Below are 19,050 nucleotides of genomic sequence, written 5' to 3' on the forward strand. Positions count from 1 at the left end.
CACCTTTTATAAAACTTACTTTTCTTAATTGTAGACCTAACAGCATTTTTTAGGCAAGCAGTAGTCGTTGTCACAAAACTTGATATCAAAAGGAGAAAGGCTGAATTGAACGTTTGAAAATTCTTACAATATGTTATTCAATGCTGCCACTTATAATTGGGTCATAAATCTTACTCCAAAAGTCTCTCAACATAATTGATTACCTTAATTTACGCAGTACCATCCCCTCTATTTATGATCTTGCTTTCTACCACCTACTATGTTAAAGGCATAGACAGCAACTTATATATAACCCTTTTAATAACCCTTCGGTCAAAACCTTAGCCCATGTTCAGTTTTTAATCAGTTAAAATACTTCACTTTACCCCTATTTTATATGATTTTTGAGATGTTCTATTCTTATGAAGTGTCATTAAAGAAAACCGAGCTAGCAACGATTATTTATTTGACCTCACAGTGACCGTGATTTCAAAATACATGAATCATCCCTTCTGAGAAAATGGAAACGTTAAAATACATGAATATTTAAATTTCCTAGAACAGTTTAATTCATGCTTTTAAGATAAGAATGAGCTTTAAGAACAATATTAAGTATTAAAAGAATAGATTGAATAAATGTTAAAACGGGAGGGACTACCCTCTCTTTTTTTTGCCTTTAACAAAAAGTATGATTTCAAAAAAGAGATTTCAAATATTGGCTTTGATTTTTGGTACGGTGGTTATTAATTACCTAGACAGGACTAATATTTCTGTGGCAGCATCTGCCATGACAGATTCCCTAGAATTAAGCAAAGTCCAGATGGGGCTCATTTTTTCAGCATTCGGCTGGACCTATGTCACGCTTCAGATTCCGGGAGGAATTTTAGTGGATAAAGTACGTCCAAGGTTATTATATAGCATAATGTTACTCTTATGGTCTATTGTCACCGTTTTACAATCTTTAGTAAGCTCCTTTGCCGCACTTATAGGGCTAAGAGCGGCTATTGGAGTTTTTGAAGCTCCTTCCTACCCATGTAATAACTCCATCGTGAGTAGCTGGTTTCCAGAAAGTGAACGAGCGTCTGCCATTGCCATTTATACTTCTGGCCAATACATCGGCCTTGCTTTTTTATACCCTGTGCTAGCTACCGTACAAGCTTATTTTGGATGGCGAGGACTATTTGTCATTTCAGGAATCATAGGCATCATTTGGGCCATAGTTTGGTATGTTTTATACCGCGACCCTGACAAACACAAAAGTATTACCCCAGAAGAATTGGCTTTAATTAAAGAAGGAGGAGGAATTCATAGAGAAAACAAAAGCGAACCATGGAACTGGTCAGATTTGGCCAAGGCCTTTCAGCATAAAAAACTTTGGGGATTATATATCACTCAATTTTGCATGGGTTCAGTCACTATTTTCTTTTTGACATGGTTTCCTACCTATTTGGTAGAGTTTAGAGGTTTAAACTTTATCAAATCAGGCTTTTTGGCATCCATTCCTTTTCTAGCGGCATTTTGCGGTATACTGCTTTCTGGCTTTACCTCAGATTTACTTATCAAGAAAGGCTTATCCAATGAACTAGCCAGAAAAACACCTGTGCTTGTTGGCCTTTTATTATCCATGTGTATTATAGGAGCAAACTATACAGACAGTACGCCTTTAATTATCCTTTTTCTTACGATAGCCTTTTTCGGTAACGGCCTTTCATCTATAAGCTGGATTTTTGTTTCACTCATTGCACCGAAACATCTGATTGGCTTAGTGGGAGGTGTGTTTAATCTTATTGGTGGCTTATCAGCTGTGGTCATACCCATTGCCATAGGATATTTTGTAGATGGCGGAGACTTTGCACCTGCCTTGGCACTCATTTCGGGACTATGTATTTTGGGCTTTATATCTTTACTTTTTATAGTAGGTAAAGTTCAAAGAATAGAAATTTAAACCTTTATTTAATTCAATGAAAATCACTAAAGTTGTATGCTTCCCTACCAACATTGGCGGTAGAAGCTCACTCATTATCAAAGTACTCACAGATTCTGGTATTTACGGATGGGGAACTTCTGGCTTAACAGGAAGAGAGTTTGCGGTCATGGGTGCCATTAAACACTTTGAAGCCGCTATTATTGGCAAAGACCCATTCCAAATTGGAGCCATTTGGCAAGACCTATATCGCGGACAGTATTTTGAAGGAGGCCGTGTACTTACAGCAGCTATTTCTGCTATCGATATCGCTCTTTACGACATCAAAGGAAAAGCCCTTGGCGTTCCTGTCTATGAGCTTTTAGGAGGAAAACAACGAGACTATGTAGACTGCTTTGCTTCCTTAAGGTTTACCAACAAGGAAGAATTGATGACTATGGGCAAAACCTTGGTCAAAGAAGGCTGGAATGTATTAAGACTAGCTCCTGCAGAGTTTGAAGCTGAAGGCGACGGCTCCATTTTTGAACCAAGAGAATCTATCAGTAAAATGGCAGAATGGATGATAGCATTAAGAAAGGAGATTGGCACATCTGTAACACTAGGAATAGATTATCATCATCGTCTTTCACCTGTAGAAACCGTTTCTTTTATGAACAGAATGCCGAAAGGTACACTTGATTTTATAGAAGAGCCTATTCGCGATGAATCGCCGGAGGCTTATGAAAGCTTACGCAAAATGATAGATATTCCATTTGCCATCGGCGAGGAGTTTGCTAGCAAATGGCAATTTCAACCTTTTATAGAAAGAGGAATTACACAATACGCTAGAATTGACGTTTGTAACGTGGGAGGTTTAACCGAGTCTATGAAAGTTGCCGCTATGGCTGAGACGCATTATATAGACCTAATGCCCCATAATCCACTTGGCCCCATCTGCACTGCAGCTACTATTCATTTGGCAGCGGCTTGCCCAAACTTTGCTTTTTTAGAAGAAATTCATACGCCGGTAGCGAATCCTGGCTTTGATGACCCTAATTTTTATCCTGTACAGCCTGTTTTAGAAGGTTCCAGATACGCTATTCCAACTTCCCCTGGCTTAGGTGTAGAATTCAACGAAGAACTAGCCTTAAGCTCAGAATTTGTCATGATGGATATACCGAGATTGAAGAAAAGAGACGGCTCTTACACCAACTGGTAAGAGCCATTTTTAGATTTATTAGCGAAGCATTTATGCAAAATATAAGTGCTTCGCTTTTTTCTTTCAACGGATTAAAAGCTATTCCCCAAAGCAATCAATACTACACCCGTTATCATGGCAGCCAATCCCATGTATAAAAATCGCTTTGCTACTCCACTGGCAGATTGCCATTCGCCGGTAACTAGTCCACTAAACATGGCCACGCCCACACTCACGGCGTTATAAATGGCGTAACCTACCGTTCCACCTATCTTACCCAGCAAATAAGCAGAATAAGCAAAAGCTACTCCGGCCACAAAATTCAAAACCGCCATAATAGACGCCAGCCCAATATTTTTTCCTAAAGCTGCTGTACTAAATTTACCCCAAAGGTTCTTTTTACTTAACTGAATAATGAAGTAAGGAATTACAAAAAGAGCTCCTGAAAGATAAATGATAAGCATAATTACCACAGATGCTACCCAAGAGGCGTTTCCCTGAGCCTCACTGGCTTGACTTATTACTTCACCTCCTACGGCATTGGCATAACTAAAACCCGTTGCCAATAAGCCTCCAATAATAGCAATTACAATACCCGCAAACATGTTTTTCTTCCCAGAAAGCCCTTCTTTCTCCCGTAACATGCCTGCCTTTCCATTGAAAATAACACCAAACAAAACAACCATAATACCTGCCATAATAGTCAGAAATACATTATTTTCTGGTAAACCATTCACCGCAAAAGGTATTAGTGAACCTACTAGTATCACCGTTCCTATGAAAATGGAAAAACCCAAAGAAAGCCCAACATAGTTAATGGCCTTACCCCACATCATTACACCGACACCCCAGAGAATTCCACCCAGAGCCATGCCCCAAAGAACATTTATAGGCAATGAAGAAATAATATCATTTAGACCATCCACAAACATAAATGCAGCCAGTGGTGGCACTATTAACATATTTATGGCAAAGAAAAGCCCCCAAGTATTCTCAAATTCAAAGTCCTTAGTAAACTTTTCGGGAAGAGCATAGAGTCCTAATGTAAGACCCGCGAATAGAGCAAATAAGATTCCAGTTAACATATTTTTATAAGATTAGGGTTGATTTTTCTTTTCAAAAAGTGAACTTATAGACCGTTTCACTTTGATACTTTTCTCCTGCTCGAGTTATAGTTCCTGGCAGTTTATCATCATTCACACCATTGGGACAGCGACTGGTTTCACAGCAAAAAGCTCTTAAACTACCATACTCAATACCATTTTCTCTTTTCAGCTCATTAGAGGCGAAATACCCCGTGTATAAAAGCATCCCAGGTTCTGTCGTTAAAACTTCCAGTTTTCGACCAGATACTTCCTCTTCAAAACTTGCCACAGACCTTAAGCTATTACTCGGGTCATCAAAAATGTAATATTGAAGTATGCCCGTCTCTACCTTTTCAAAAACCTCAGAAAAGGAAGTCGTCTCCTGAAAATCACTAGGTGTATTGGTCACATTAAAAACCCGCCCAATAGGTGCAAAATCTGCATCCGTTTCTAAAGCTCTAGAAGCACTAACTTGAGCCTTATGGCCATGAATGGTTTCTTTAAAACCGTTTAAATTAAAATAGGTGTGATTTGTAAGCGAAATAGGCGTGTCTTGGTCTGTGCGACCTTCATATTTTATAGAAAGAGCATTACTATCATCTAAACTGAACGTAACGCTGATGTCTAAGTTTCCAGGAAATCCATTTTCGCTATGAGGGCTAAATATGTTCATTTCAAGGCTATTGTCATGTACCTTGACATTCCATATTTTTTTATCAAAAGCGTCTGGACCTCCATGTAATTGGTCAGAACCTGCATTTGCCTTCAACGCATACTTTTTACCATGGAGAATAAAACTTGAATCCTTAATTACAGAAGCCACTCTGCCAACCGTGCTCCCAAAGTAGGGAGAATTCTCCTTATAAGCTTCACCAAAATAGCCTTCTAAAGAATCAAAACCAGCCACCAGTTCATCTATTCCGTTATCAGTCGGGATTGTTATAGAAGTAATGGTAGCTCCATAATTAGATATTTTGACTTCCATACCGTTTGCGTTTATCAAGCTATACAGACGTACTTCCTGATCATTATAATTGCCAAAAATAGAATTCTGTATCATTGATTTCTCTTATCTAAGGTATTCAGTCAAAGGGGAGACAAAGCCCGTAGTATTCTTTCCAAACCCGTCCTATCATTTAATATTCAGGATTAATATGGCATCCTCTTTTTCATACCAAGGTGACTTTATTCCATCTCCTTGTTTTTTCTCATAGGTATCCTCTTCGGTATACTCGCCAGTAATGGTATTGAAAAACTGGTAAGTGAATGTTCCTTTTAGATTTTTCAGAACAGGCCAAAGCTTGATGTGATAGTTTTCTTTTGGGAAATAATAGAGTAACGTTTTTTCATCCTCCCTTCTTAGACAATAGCCACTAGAATTAGCATTAGGGTATGGCGAGAAGTCCTTAAAGTTATACTTTTCAAAGAAACCTTTTAAGTGCTTATAATATTCAAACTTAGGTTTTATAAAGTCTGAAGGTTGTTCAAATGGATTATGAATAACAACATTCCAGGAGGTTCCTTGCCAATAGTACGTAGAATATACCCCAGCAAAAAGGCACAAATAGTTCCTTCTTAAACAAACTTCTGGATTAATATAGGCTCCTGTAAAAACGACATAAGGCGACTCTTCATAACCACCATGTTCAATGTTAAAAACAGGCTTGTTAGCGAATTTCTCATTCATATTTGACATCGAATGGTACAGCGTCCCTGTCCAGTTTTGACTAGAAATAAAATCTACCTTTTCTGGGTTTCTAGAACAAAAACCATAATCATGTACCGAAAGAATCCTACCGTATTTATCTAGCTTCCTAAGCCTTTCTATCCGCTCCAAAATATATTCTTCAGACGCCCTTCCATAAAAAAGTGCTTCCTTAGAGATATCCCAAACCATGTTAGGGTATGCTTGGTAACGTTTTACCACATAATCGAAATAACGATTGTCGGCCGCGGTATTCATATCAGGCCAATTCACGGCTTTGTTCCAAACATAAATCATCAAATGACTCGTAATTTCCTTATCGTGCAAAGAAGCAATAACCTTATCAAGATGTTTAAAGAATGTAGTATTCAACCGCTCAAAGTTGGGTTCTTCATTGTTCCCTAAAAATGGAAACATATCCATTTTGCCACCATATTCATGTTCCGGGTGTTTTTCTAACAATGCGTCTTTTTCCCAAACGACATCGTGAGCATACACATTCATCACCACTTGGTTTAGACCATTTTCTTTAATGGTGTTTAATAGCTGCTCCGTTTTTTTAAGCTCCTTTTGATTATAATCTAAAGCAAATAACCAATCACACTCAAAAGCTAAATTGAAGTAATGAGTTCCATCTTCATAAAAGAAACGTTTTTTGTTGGTGGGATTCAGCACCACTGCTCCATGCCGATCTTCCTTTTTATTTTCATTTACCTTTATTTCACCTTTAGCATTGGATTTTACTTTCCAATCCCCTAAAACCTGATAAGTATAATTTCCTGTTTGGGCTGATGAAAACCGAAGAATCCACTCCTTACCACCGTTATAAAATAAGGGGATCGTTTGACTGCTATTTTCGCCCTTTACATAAGCTTCAATATTTAAATCAAAAGGATTACTTCCTTTTGGGAAATCAATTTCAACAGGAACGTCTTTCACTTCCCATTGTTGAATGGAAGATTGACCAGAAATTAAAAAAGATTGAAATAAAAAGATGAGTACAATTAGTTTTTTCATGGCTTAGGGCTTTATGTTTTTATCATTTCTCAAAAGGCTTTAGTTTCTCCCAATCGAAGGCTACACCAATACCTGCAGCATCTGGTGCCACAGCTCTTTGATTCTCTACCACAAGTGGACGATGCGTATATTGATCTATTGGAAAACTGTGAACTTCCAACCATCCGCTGTTAGATTGTGCAGAAATCAGGCTAACATGTAGTTCTTGCATACCGTGTGAACACACTGGAATTTTGTAGGCCCTTGAAAGTTCAGCAACCGCTAGCCAACCACTTATGCCACCACAGTTAGATGCATCTGGTTGAATAAAAGAAAGGTTGGATTGCTCAAAAGCATACTCAAACTCGTGAATGGTATGGAGATTCTCTCCCATAGCCAATGGTATTCCCGTCGCTTTGCTTATTTCAGTATAACCTTTATAATTATCTGGAATAGTAGGCTCTTCAAACCATAGAATATCATATTTCCTGAAGGCATTAGCCGCTTCAATGGCCTTTTCCACAGACATAGAATAATTGGCATCCACCATAAATATAACCTCTGGACCAATCAATTCTCTCACGGCTTTGATACGCTCAATGTCTTCTTCTAAGTTTTCACGACCAATCTTAATCTTAACCGCACTAAAGCCTGCGGCCAAGTAGCCTTTTATATTATTCAATAATTTTTCTAAAGGAAACATGAGGTCTATACCGCCGCAATATGCCTTACAGGTATTGCCAGCTCCTCCAGCCATTTTCCAGAGCGGTTGCCCTGCTTTTTTACAACGAATATCCCATAAAGCAATATCAACAGCAGAAATCGCAAATGAAGCAATACCTCCACGACCCACATAATGTATGTGCCATTCTAGAAAATCATAAATACCCGCAATATCATCACCGTCCCTACCTATAAGAGCCATTTCAAAATCATGCTCAATCATGGCTTTAATAGCATGTCCGCCTTTTCCTCCTGTATACGTATAACCAGTCCCTTCGCTTCCATCTTCTAACGTAATGGTACAAGTAACTAATTCGAAATGAAAATGATCTCCATGTTTGGCATCTGAAAGCACTTCTGGAAGAGGTACCTCAAATAAGCGAGTCTCGATGTTTTTAATTAAAGAAGCCACTATCAATTAATATTTTACGTAAAAAGTTTTCTTTTCTAAATACTGCTCAAATCCATACTTGCCATCTTCCCCGCCTGTACCACTCATTTTGAGTCCATTATGGAAGCCTTGGTGCTGCTCTCCGTGACCACGATTGATATATATTTCACCAAATTCCAGTTCATCCTGCAACTGCATTATCTTTTTTAAGTCATTGGTGAAAACCATGGCAGCTAAACCAAATTCACTGTCATTGGCGTAACCTACCACCTCATCAAAATCCTTAAACTTTATGATTGGCAAAACTGGCCCAAAGGTTTCTTCATGAACAATTTTCATATCCTGCCTAACATTCGCCAAAATGGTGGGCTCAAACCAATAGCCCTTTTCAAATCCCTTTCCTTCTGGCTTCTTACCGCCATATAATAGGAGAGCACCATCCTTTATACTCTCTTCCACGATAGCCTCCAACTGCTTTACACCTGCCGCATTCATTTTAGGCCCAATATCGGTAGCGTCTAGCATAGGGTCACCGAGCTTTAGCTCTCTAACCTTAGCCATGAATATTTCCATAAACTCATCGTATACGTCTTCATGGACATACATTCGTTCGTTACATGTACATATCTGACCACAATTATCGAATCTGGAATGCAATGCACCAATAGCCGCTTTTTCCAAATCCGCATCTTCAAAAACAATACATGGAGCCTTCCCTCCTAACTCGAGCTGAACATGGGCCAAATTATTGGCGGCAGAACGAAAAATAGCCTGGCCGGTAGGCGTACTACCTGTCATGGTTATCATTTTAGTTTTTGGGCTTTCTACTAGATATTTACCTACTTCCACACCGCCAGTTACCATGTTTAACACACCAGCAGGAATCCCTACTTTATTAGCGATATCGCAAAGTGCCAATGTAGCTAATGGAGCATCAGGGGTAGGTTTTAGCACCACAGCATTACCTGCGACTAAAGCGGGCCCTATTTTCCTTGCTGCTAAAGCCAATGGGAAATTCCAAGCTGTAATGGCTACCACCACACCTCTAGGAACCTTCTTTATCCAAATCTGCTCATCTGCATTATCGGACGGCAAAATGTCGCCTTCAATCTGTCGTGCCCAATCACAAGCATACTCTATAAAAGTTGAAGTAGCCTCTACCTCCCCATAGGCCCATGAGATTAATTTGCCTTGCTCCTTAACCAAAAGATGAGCTAAGAAATCCTTGTTATCCCTGATCTCTTGTGCAAACTTACGCATCAACTCCGCCCTTTTCCTAGCGGGCCACTTTCCCCATAACTTCTGTGCCACTGTAGCCGCTTGAAGAGCCTTTTCGGCATCTTCTATAACCGCTATATTTATTGTACCCACCACCGATTCGTCAGAAGGGTTAAGAATATCTTCCGTTACATTCGAGATTGATTCCTCCCATTTACCATCAATAAATAGTTTAAACTTTAATGATTTATTCATTTTTCAAATATTTATGTATTATCTATTTCTTTGGAAAACCAACCGTTGAAATGTTATCTGTCTCGCTTTCTATTTGTTTACCCTCTCCATTATATTCTGGAAAAAACATAAAGTAATTTCCATAGGTATATTGATCATTTCTCTTTTTGCGTTCTTCGCCCATTTCCTTCATTTTTAAAGACGCTAAGGATTGGTCTCCAATTAAGAAATGATACTTATTCGCTGAAATTTCATTTCCGCTAAGATCTGATAGTTGAAGCTTAACGTCAAAAGAGTTCTTCACTTGGCTCAAAACATCCTGACTTATTTCAAAAAACATCTTAGAACTATTGGGCATAACTTTATCAATTTTTACAGTTTTACTAATCAAAAGGTCTCCGTTTTCATTTAAAATCTCATAAGAAGCTTTCAAATTTTCAAAGTCCTTATAATAGTCATTCACCACCCAAACACTGGCCTTAAAGGGCTCTGTATTGGTCCATCTTCTTTTCTCAAAATTTAGATTAATCAGAACGGGTTGATAAGCGGTCTTTACAAAATTGAAAGACCTTTTGGGTGTTTGATAATTGTCTATAATCCCCCATTTCATATCGGGCCAATACGTCATAAAATGGCAAATGGCTATCCCACTAGTTTTCGGCTTATTTCTCCTGAAGTGCTCAATGGTTAATTGAAATACAGTTCCCTGAGCATCTTGCGTAGCATCCACAAATTCTTGTAAAGAACCCGTTCGCTCATCGCCAAATGTGTCGAAGTTCTGCATTCTAAGGTGATCAAGATCTGCCCAGTGATGTCCCCAACTCAATCCCGGTGGCCACATTTCATTTTCTGGAATAAACTTCTTCAAACTCTCTACATTTGGCACAGAAGTAACCGCCAATTCAGGTACAATGGGATAGTCCATAGACTTTATCCAATCCTCCATAAGCCATCTTCCCATACCATAGAAATAAGCCAAAGCATGAACAGCTTCTTTTGGTTTGAAACCAGCCTCTAGTGAAGGCTCATCTGTCAATGGAGAATCTGGAATAAACGGTAGGTCTACATGCTCTTGAAGTTTGGCACCCAACTTTTCAAGCATTATTCTTGTTGCCTTTGGGTCTGTTGCTCTCAACATCATCTCTTCACCACCTTCCATCATTATAAGCGATGGATTGTTCCTTCTTACTTTAATAACATCCACTGCTTCATTAATGATTCTATCTACAAAAGCATCTTCTTGCGGAAAGTTACCTGTTCCCAAGGGAACGATATCCTGCCAAACAGAAATGCCTGCCTCATTACATAACTCATAAAAAAGTGGTATTTCAGGCGGATGCCAACCAAATATCCTAATATTATTCATATTAGCTTCCTTCGCCAAAGCTATTAGCTTTCTATACTTTTCGTCAGTAGTGCGACCAACAAAAATATCTGGGGGACCACCCCAACAGGCAGATCTAATAAAAATGGGCTTACCGTTTAAAACGGTCGTTCTTGGAAAACTTACTTCATCTTTGGTAAACCCTGGATTCCATTCCATTTCTATCTTCCTTAAGCCAAACACAGTTTCCTTAATATCTAGCGTTTTCTCTCCTTCTTTAAGGCTTACCTTCGACAAATATAGGTTTGGTTTACCCATATCCCAAGTCCACCACAGCTGCGGATTGGGAATAGGAATATCTCTTATAATCTTATTTATGCCAGGTTTTAATATAACGTCGAAAGTATTCTGAACAGGCTCACTTTTAAAATTCTTGCCTTCAATAATAGAACTAATCGAGATGTTTTTATCTATATTACTTATATTCTCTATCTCAATTTCTAGAGAAACAGAAGCTTTATTCTCATTTTTCACAAGAGGTCTTAAGTAGACATCTTTCAATCTACTTTTACCTGTATAGACCAAACTAACATTTCCTGTAATTCCGAAAGGTGTCAAATCACGCCAATAATCTCCAAACCAAGGGGTCTTCCTGCCGGCCACCAAAGAATTGACTGCTGGCGGTGGAGCGAGGCGTATCATTAATAAATTGGAACTACCCAACCTATCTTTCGCTACTCTAACGGCCTCATTAATATCAAAAGAGAAAGGGGAAAATGCTCCTTCGTGATGTCCTAAGAAAGTACCATTTAGCCAAACATCACATGCAAAATCTACGCCCTCAAAATCAAGACGAACCATCCTATCTTCTATAGCATCCGACATATTAAATTGATAGGCATACCACCACTCATACTGCTGCACCCACTGTGCTTTTACACTGTTTCTTCCAAAATATGGATCTTCTAGGACTCCAACTTTCCATAAATCCGTATAGACATCACCAGGTACCTTGGCAGCATTCCAAAAATTGGTTTCCAAATCTGTAGGAGGAAGCTGATGCAAGCCTGCTTTCATACCTTCTCCTGGCAGCATCATTTTCATTTTCCACTTATAGCCACCCAAGTCCCTCGTGTGTTGACTATTGTTTTCCAAAGACTTCTCTAATCCTGGCTGAGCAAAAACAGTGGAATTAAAGAAAATGACTAAGAAGACTAATTTTAGGACTCTCATATTTAGTTATTTTAATTACCTGCCCATCCAACCTCCGTCGACTAGCATAATGGAACCGCTCATATATGAGGCTGCCTCTGAGCAAAGAAATACTGTTGGCCCCGCAAAGTCTTCTGGTTGTCCCCATCTACCTGCTGGAATTCTACTTAAAATAGACGTAGAACGGTCGGCATCTTTACGTAGAGCTTCCGTATTATCCGTACTGATATAACCAGGGGCAATCGCATTTACATTGACTCCCTTTGATGCCCACTCGTTAGCAAAGGCCATGGTTAATTGACCAATAGCTCCTTTAGATGCCGCATAACCAGGAACTGTAATACCGCCCTGAAAAGTTAAAAGTGACGCTGTAAAAACAATTTTACCATAACCACGGCTAACCATTTCTTTACCTATTTCTCTTGTCAGAATAAATTGAGCATTTTGGTTTACTTCTACCACTTTATCACACATTTCATCTGGATGCTCTGCAGCAGGTGTCCTCAAAATTGTGCCTGCATTATTTATCAAAATATCAATGACTGGATTATCTGCTTTTGCTTCCTTAATAAAAGCGTATAATGAACTTCTATCTGAAAAGTCGCACATGTATGCTTTAAAAGATCTACCAGTGGCTTCCACTGCTTTCTGGACAGCACTACCGTTTTTTTCCAGTGTAGCACTTACTCCAATAATGTCGGCACCTGCTTCTGCCAGAGCTACAGCCATGGCTTTACCAATACCTCTTTTACAACCTGTAACTAAGGCTACCTTTCCATCTAATTTGAATTTATCTAAAATACTCATATCTATTTTTTCTTGGTTTGATTATGCTTGACAGTCCAATAACACTTTCATACCGTTAGGGTTTAAATCGTTTTCTTCAAATGCTTTTTGAATGTTGCTCAGAGGCTGCACATCCGTTATCAATTCCTCGAATGGCAGTTCATTAATGGTCACCAACTCAATGGCTTTTTCGTAATCTTCAGGTTCATAAACTCTCGCTCCTATTAGCTTTAGTTCTTTCCAGAAAAAGTTAAACAGGTTGACATTTTTAGGCTGGCCATGGATAGCCACCATTACAATTCTTCCTCTTAATCCAGCGATTTCCGTCATAATATCAAGAGCGGGCTGAACACCCGCTACTTCAAATACGACATCCGCTAATCTATTTTCAGTTTTACTTTCTACGTAAACTTTCAGATCGGTTTCTAGAGGACTTACGACATCAAAACCCCAACTTTTCGCCATGGCTATTCTTACTGGATTAACCTCAGAAATGATAACCTGGGCACCTTGGCTTTTGGCCACAAAAGCGACCAACATTCCAATTGGACCTCCTCCTAAAACTACGGCTGTTTCTCCTTCTTTAAGACCAGAAAGGCGTACGTCATGACAAGCTACGGCCAATGGTTCAATAAGGGCAGCCAGTTTCAAATCTGTATCTGCTTTCAGCTTATGGACTGTAAAATCGAAAATATTCCAGTATTGCTGCATCGCTCCAGGGCTATCAATACCAATGAATTTCAGGTCTCTACAAATATGACTTATACCTTTATCTGAAGGTTTCTCTGCTCTGTTATCTAGCGGTCTTACAACCACCTTATCTCCAATTTCAAAACCGACAACCCCTTCTCCTAAAGCAGAAATTTCTCCTGACATTTCGTGGCCGATGGTTTGAGGCATCGCCACTCTCTTATCCATCATGCCATGATAAATATGAACATCCGTTCCACAAATTCCGCAGTATGCTACTTTAATCTGTACCTCTCCAGCCAGAGGGGGTGTCTTTTCTCCTTCAGAAACCTTGAAGGTTTTATTTCCTTCGTATTTTGTTACAATCATAATAATGCTATTGTTAAACTATTTCAAATTTCCTTTTTCTCCAACCGCTTTATGTTCTCTTACTTTGCGAGACTCAAAACGCATGATGCTTTGATAATTTCCTGAATTATATATATGAGATAAACCCCAACCCATAATTTGAACAGGGTCTTCATCAGAAGTCAATTCTCTATTTAATCCGATAGCATGAGGAGCCCCTTTAATGGAAGCCATGATACTAAAGTTAACGCCATCTGGAGCCCATTGAATTGTGTTTTTCTCTGGACCATCTGTAGTTATTAATGATGCAATTCCATCTTTATATGGCCACACACAGATTTCATGGCCACTGTTACTAATTGGATTGTAAGGTGATTTTACGTAAGGTCCCAATGGATTATCGGCAATGGCAACCCCATGACGAATTTGTCTTCCTCCCCAAGTAATCTCTTCGCCCATTTGCTCCCCTTTATAATACAGGTAAAACTTTCCTTTATAAGGAAGAATGCAAGGGTCATGTGTTTTGTGGCTATCAAAATCACCTTTTTTCTCTACTGCAAAACGATTATCTTCCGTTCCTTTCCAAACACCATTAGTAGATGGGCTCACTATTGGTCCAGAACTTTTATGCCAAGGTCCGTTTGGAGAATCAGCCCAAGCTATTCCTACTTCTTCAATTACCCTAACCACATAAGGAGATTTTACGGTTTGATAACACAAATAATATTTGCCGTCGTAAACCATAATTTCCGATGTAAAAACTGAGCGGTCATCGTAACTACCTTTTTCTCCTCTAGCTATTGCAATACCTTCTTCTTTCCATTTCCAACCATCCTTAGACGTTGCATACCAAATCTCACTTCTATCCCACGGGAAAACTTTTTCATTTTCTATATCTCCCGCAAAACCTTGCGTGGGCCCAGTGCTTCTAGTATACCAAACATAATAAGTATCTTCAATTTTCAGAACGGCACTTGGGTCTCTTCGAACAACACCTTCCTCATAGGCCAAATCGCCTTTAAGTGGTTCTAGACCTCCAAATTCCAAAAACCATTCGTTCCCTAGGTCTGCAGGCCAGTCAAGTGCTCTTTTTGACGCCGCACTTATATGAGAGACGTCTGTAATACCTAGCTTATCAATTTGGGCCTGAGAAATAGCAGGCTTGGTGTCTTTACATGAGACTAAAAAGAAAAGCAGGAGTGTAAAAAAAGGGTTTGTGGCTCTTTTTACTAAATGCTGGGTTGAGTAGTTCATTTTATGATTAAACTAATGTATTGGGATGAAATAAAACTTGTGAAACCCAAAACGCACTCAAGATAAAGTGCTAATTATTGTTTTGATTATCACATTACCAAAACAAATACATAATTAACTATACGCCATAGAAACGAACTATTCAAAAACTGAACAAACGAAAATTAGTTGACCAGAATCCAATTTCTAAAAAGACTGAAATTGAAGTTCCAGTCATTTTTACCTACTCAAAAAAGCAATGGGGTATCTTAACTTATTCTTTCTCACACTCCTTTAATAATACTTATTCATTGAAAAAGTAAATTCATCAAAAAGCGTCATAAAATGCTTTAAGAATTACATTTTCTAAAGCTAAAATCAAGTTATTAGCAGAACTTGAAACTCCTTTTTACAAAAAATTTTAACTCATCATAGTGGTAAAAGTCCGTTTAGTAAAATGCGAAGAAAACTAGACCAAAACTGAACAAATACTCATTTCTCTAGATAATTAGAGGCCAAAGCACGAAATTCTGGCTAAATTGATAGACTTAAATCATTGTTTTGATCCAAGATATATGAATTTCAATAGACAGCTACCTTTCTTTTTGGTATTGACAGCATTAGTTTTCTGTTCAGTACAAACTCATGCTCAAAACACTCCTATAGCAGATAAAAAATTTAAGGAGGCAAATGAATTGAGATTTACGGATTATAAAAGCAGTTTAAAAATTCTGGACGAAAGCTACAAAGATTACATGGCCTCAAATGATACAATAAATGCGATCAAAGTTCTTAGACGAATAGCTTTCATAAATGGGCATCACGCGAAATATAAAATTTCTTACGACTACTTATGGAAAGCTCTTTCTTTAGCATCAGCATCTAAAAATGAAAAACTAATTGGCTCCTTATATGTGGACATCGGCCGTTATTATGGATTCTACAAAAGAGAAAAAGAGGCGTTCAATTTTGTCAATAAATCTATTGAAATAAAAAAGGGGCTAATAAGCAAAGAAAAAGCGTCACCCGTAATTCTTGTCGAAAGCTACTCCGCCATGTGTGCTTTAAACAGAGAGTTTCAAGATTTCGATAAAGCCAAAATATATTTAGACAGCTGTTTTCTTTACTTCGACGAAACCTCGGCTATTCCTTTAGCCGAACTTCAATTTGAAGAAGCCGTAATTCTAGCGAATACCAATAAAGTTAATCAAGCCATAAAACTATTTGAAGAAGTAAGAGAATGGTTTAGAATACATAATCGCTCTTATAATGTCTTGGTCCTAACACATCAGGGTTTAGCCTACCAATCCAATGGCCAATTAGACGAAGCAGAAAAAAATTATAGAAAAGCATTGGAGCTTTCAGAGACCTACGACAGCCACAGAGATTTCGCGAACCTTATTCATGAATACCTTTCTAAGGTATACTTTATGAAAGGAAATTTACCTTTAGCTTATGAAGAACTCAAAAAGGTTAAAGAATTGGATATGCTTTTTTTTGATAGCCGAAGCGAAAACAACAGAGGGCTATTAGAGATTCAAGACCAATTTAGAGTAGAACAAGAAAAAGCCGACGCCCTTATTCAAAAACAAAAATTAAACGAACTTGAATCGGCAGAAGAAATACTTTTCCTACAAAGAACCATTCTTATAATTGCCTTAGTTTCACTTATTGCACTAGCTCTTTTATCCTTTAAATATCTCAGAAACAAATACGAAGCTGAAAAAAGAATTGCAAAGAAAAATCAGGAGTTGGAAGCTCAGAAAACGAAGGAACTACTAGAATTAAAAAATCGTGAAATGGCAGTTTCGGCTTTGAAACTTATAGAAAAGGAGGAAATTATTGATGAGTTCAAATCCAGTCTAGAGAAAATGGACTGGCAGATAGAACCCAATAAACTTAAAAGAGCCGTAAAATCATTAGAAGTAAATCATAACCAAAACTGGGAAGAGTTTGAAACTCGTTTCGTAGCTATTAACAGTCAGTTTTACGACAACCTTCATGCTCAATTCCCAGAACTTACCGCTGGAGACGACAAACTATGTGCCTTGATAAAACTTAATTTCAATAGCAAAGACATGTCGAAATTACTAGGAATCTCTATTGAGAGTGTACATACCTCGAGATACCGGCTTAGAAGAAAACTAGGCTTAGAAAGAGATGATAACCTTACAGATTTTATAATGAAATTTTAGCCCTTAAATAGCAACACAAGTTTTCCCTTATTTCTTTCATTCGGTCAGATTTGTTCAGGACACACTTCCTATTGAAATTGATTACAAAACAAAGTAATTGTTTCAATGCCTTGTTGTACAAGAACGCCCGCATCGATTTCGCAATTTCTGGAATATCAGCTTGCATGTCGAAATATAGAGCAAGAAGACAACAATTGACACATCAGCGTTCATTACACTTCCATCTCTTATTTAATTGACTTTACCTCATGCTTTAGTTAGCCTGAAAATAAAAAATGCATCATCTCTTGAAGTGGTCATTATGCTTTATGGTCAAATTATATATTCACCCCAATCTCCGTATCAACTTTTGTTTAAGACTATGGAATAAACCTAGAAGGACTAAAACTTAAATTTGAACGCCAATGAAAAAGCATACCTATCTTTTAATCCAGCCAAATTTTAGAAGATAATTCATCGGTGGGACAGCGATATTCTTAAGTAATGAGATAAACGGAATTTTGAGCCTGTACTAAAACAGTACAGACATCAAAATCACCTTATATAAACACTCCCTGACAAAAATTAACTACGATAAATTTCGCTCGCAAATATCAACGTATAGAGTTAATGCTTTATTAATAATTAATAAACAGGAGATAAAAAAGCAGGAGATTTGTTAATTTTCTGTCTAAAAAAATTCAGGAAATTAAATTTCCTTCACTTAATAGTCCTCTGAGGCACGCCATCATAAGCACTTAATGGTCTTATTAATTTATTGCTGGCGTTTTGCTCCATGATGTGAGCCGACCAACCTGCTATACGACTCATAACGAATATTGGCGTAAACATTTCTATTTCAAAACCCATCATATAATAAGCCGGCCCTGCAGGAAAGTCAAGATTTGGGTAAATCCCCTTTTTGCTCACCATGACTTCTTCAAGCTTCTCGGATGTTTCCATCAAAGCTAGATTGTTTGTGAATTCTGCTGTTTTTAACGCATATTTTTTCATGGTCGGTACACGGCTGTCTCCATTCCGGTAAACTCGGTGCCCAAAACCCATGATTTTCTTTTTGTTCAACAAGGCGTCCAGCATCCAAGCCTCCGCATTTTCTTTAGCTCCGACTTCCTTTAGCATGTGCATAACTTGTTCATTGGCACCTCCGTGTAATGGTCCTTTTAATGCTCCAATGGCACCCGTAACCGCCGAATAAATATCGGAAGTAGTACTTGTAATGACTCTGGCTGTAAATGTGGAAGCATTAAAACTATGTTCTGCATACAAAATCAAAGAAACATCAAAAGCTTTGATAACCTCTGGTGCTGGTACTTTACCAAAACACATATAAAAGAAGTTTTCCGAAAAGCTTAGCTTATTATCAGCAGGAATAAAATCCTGACCGATTTTGTGCCTATAAGACGCAGCAATTATTGCTGGAATCTTAGCCAATAGAGAAATGTATTTATCCATATTGGTTTCTCTAGAACTATCCCAAATTCGGGTATCTTCACAGCCTAAAACACTTACACCTGTTCGTAAGCTATCCATTGGATGTGATGTTTTTGGTAAATTCTCAAGAATATTCAAGAGCTCTTTTGACAGCGTTCTTTGACATTTTTCTTTGTCAGTGAAGACTGCTCTTTCCTCGGAATTGGGTAAATCATTATTTACCAACAAATAAGCTACATCTTCAAAACTCTTTTTCTCGCAAAGCTCTTCCACCGCATAACCCCGGTAGGTCAAAGAATTGGTCTCAGGCATGACTTTGGAAATACTTGTATAATCCACAGTTACGCCGGCTAAACCTTTATAAATTATAGGTTCTTCGTTCATTATTCTAGGGTTTAT

13 protein-coding genes are annotated in these 19,050 nt (G+C 38.2%); 3 read left to right on the plus strand and 10 right to left on the minus strand.

The window, feature by feature from the left end:
* The first annotated feature begins 667 nt into the window (after positions 1 to 667).
* Both ACSBFT_RS17260 and ACSBFT_RS17265 read left to right on the plus strand, forming a co-directional pair.
* Positions 668 to 1,924, plus strand: coding sequence for an MFS transporter (locus tag ACSBFT_RS17260; RefSeq protein WP_463045309.1), 1,257 nt, complete (start codon positions 668 to 670; stop codon positions 1,922 to 1,924).
* 16 nt (positions 1,925 to 1,940) lie between these two features.
* Entirely contained in the window at positions 1,941 to 3,101 is a 1,161-nt protein-coding gene (locus tag ACSBFT_RS17265; RefSeq protein ID WP_489601696.1) for a mandelate racemase/muconate lactonizing enzyme family protein, read from the plus strand.
* 71 nt (positions 3,102 to 3,172) lie between these two features.
* On the opposite strand, the gene ACSBFT_RS17270 is transcribed toward ACSBFT_RS17265, so the two are convergent.
* The 9 genes from ACSBFT_RS17270 to ACSBFT_RS17310 all read right to left on the minus strand — a co-directional run bounded on the left by ACSBFT_RS17270 (position 3,173) and on the right by ACSBFT_RS17310 (position 15,046).
* Positions 3,173 to 4,165 (minus strand): L-rhamnose/proton symporter RhaT, encoded by a 993-nt coding sequence (locus ACSBFT_RS17270; protein WP_463045307.1) that lies wholly within the window; start codon positions 4,163 to 4,165, stop codon positions 3,173 to 3,175.
* A 31-nt stretch (positions 4,166 to 4,196) separates the two neighbouring features.
* Positions 4,197 to 5,225, minus strand: coding sequence for an aldose epimerase family protein (locus tag ACSBFT_RS17275; protein ID WP_489601698.1), 1,029 nt, complete (start codon positions 5,223 to 5,225; stop codon positions 4,197 to 4,199).
* Positions 5,226 to 5,297: 72 nt separating this feature from the next.
* Positions 5,298 to 6,887: an apiosidase-like domain-containing protein gene (locus ACSBFT_RS17280; protein WP_489601700.1), complete on the minus strand. Its 1,590-nt coding sequence runs from the start codon at positions 6,885 to 6,887 to the stop codon at positions 5,298 to 5,300.
* 22 nt (positions 6,888 to 6,909) lie between these two features.
* A complete protein-coding gene (locus tag ACSBFT_RS17285; RefSeq protein ID WP_489601701.1) occupies positions 6,910 to 8,001 on the minus strand; it encodes a mandelate racemase/muconate lactonizing enzyme family protein in 1,092 nt (363 codons plus the stop codon).
* 6 nt (positions 8,002 to 8,007) lie between these two features.
* Positions 8,008 to 9,453 (minus strand): aldehyde dehydrogenase, encoded by a 1,446-nt coding sequence (gene aldA, locus ACSBFT_RS17290; RefSeq protein WP_489601703.1) that lies wholly within the window; start codon positions 9,451 to 9,453, stop codon positions 8,008 to 8,010.
* Between the two features lie 22 nt (positions 9,454 to 9,475).
* Positions 9,476 to 11,989, minus strand: a complete 2,514-nt coding sequence (locus ACSBFT_RS17295; protein ID WP_489601704.1) for a glycoside hydrolase family 2 protein — start codon at positions 11,987 to 11,989, stop codon at positions 9,476 to 9,478.
* Between the two features lie 15 nt (positions 11,990 to 12,004).
* On the minus strand, positions 12,005 to 12,769 hold the full coding sequence (locus ACSBFT_RS17300; protein ID WP_489604849.1) for an SDR family NAD(P)-dependent oxidoreductase: 765 nt from the start codon (positions 12,767 to 12,769) through the stop codon (positions 12,005 to 12,007).
* A gap of 27 nt (positions 12,770 to 12,796) precedes the next feature.
* Positions 12,797 to 13,813, minus strand: coding sequence for a zinc-dependent alcohol dehydrogenase (locus tag ACSBFT_RS17305; RefSeq protein WP_489601706.1), 1,017 nt, complete (start codon positions 13,811 to 13,813; stop codon positions 12,797 to 12,799).
* Between the two features lie 18 nt (positions 13,814 to 13,831).
* Entirely contained in the window at positions 13,832 to 15,046 is a 1,215-nt protein-coding gene (locus tag ACSBFT_RS17310; RefSeq protein ID WP_489601707.1) for a glycoside hydrolase family 117 protein, read from the minus strand.
* A 554-nt stretch (positions 15,047 to 15,600) separates the two neighbouring features.
* Between ACSBFT_RS17310 and ACSBFT_RS17315 the strand changes: the two genes are divergently transcribed.
* On the plus strand, positions 15,601 to 17,220 hold the full coding sequence (locus ACSBFT_RS17315) for a tetratricopeptide repeat protein (protein WP_489601709.1): 1,620 nt from the start codon (positions 15,601 to 15,603) through the stop codon (positions 17,218 to 17,220).
* Positions 17,221 to 17,919: 699 nt separating this feature from the next.
* Here ACSBFT_RS17315 and ACSBFT_RS17320 read toward each other — a convergent pair.
* Entirely contained in the window at positions 17,920 to 19,035 is a 1,116-nt protein-coding gene (locus tag ACSBFT_RS17320; RefSeq protein ID WP_489601710.1) for a bifunctional 2-methylcitrate synthase/citrate synthase, read from the minus strand.
* Positions 19,036 to 19,050: the final 15 nt, after the last annotated feature.

The sequence above is a fragment of the Arcticibacterium sp. SM2516 genome, from assembly GCF_057914865.1.

Coding starts and splice junctions, on each gene's coding strand:
- ACSBFT_RS17260 (WP_463045309.1), top strand. CDS start 668: ATGATTTCAAAAAAGAGATTTCAAATATTGGCTTTGATTTTTGGTACG.
- ACSBFT_RS17265 (WP_489601696.1), top strand. CDS start 1,941: ATGAAAATCACTAAAGTTGTATGCTTCCCTACCAACATTGGCGGTAGA.
- ACSBFT_RS17270 (WP_463045307.1), bottom strand. CDS start 4,165: ATGTTAACTGGAATCTTATTTGCTCTATTCGCGGGTCTTACATTAGGA.
- ACSBFT_RS17275 (WP_489601698.1), bottom strand. CDS start 5,225: ATGATACAGAATTCTATTTTTGGCAATTATAATGATCAGGAAGTACGT.
- ACSBFT_RS17280 (WP_489601700.1), bottom strand. CDS start 6,887: ATGAAAAAACTAATTGTACTCATCTTTTTATTTCAATCTTTTTTAATT.
- aldA (WP_489601703.1), bottom strand. CDS start 9,453: ATGAATAAATCATTAAAGTTTAAACTATTTATTGATGGTAAATGGGAG.
- ACSBFT_RS17295 (WP_489601704.1), bottom strand. CDS start 11,989: ATGAGAGTCCTAAAATTAGTCTTCTTAGTCATTTTCTTTAATTCCACT.
- ACSBFT_RS17305 (WP_489601706.1), bottom strand. CDS start 13,813: ATGATTGTAACAAAATACGAAGGAAATAAAACCTTCAAGGTTTCTGAA.
- ACSBFT_RS17310 (WP_489601707.1), bottom strand. CDS start 15,046: ATGAACTACTCAACCCAGCATTTAGTAAAAAGAGCCACAAACCCTTTT.
- ACSBFT_RS17315 (WP_489601709.1), top strand. CDS start 15,601: ATGAATTTCAATAGACAGCTACCTTTCTTTTTGGTATTGACAGCATTA.
- ACSBFT_RS17320 (WP_489601710.1), bottom strand. CDS start 19,035: ATGAACGAAGAACCTATAATTTATAAAGGTTTAGCCGGCGTAACTGTG.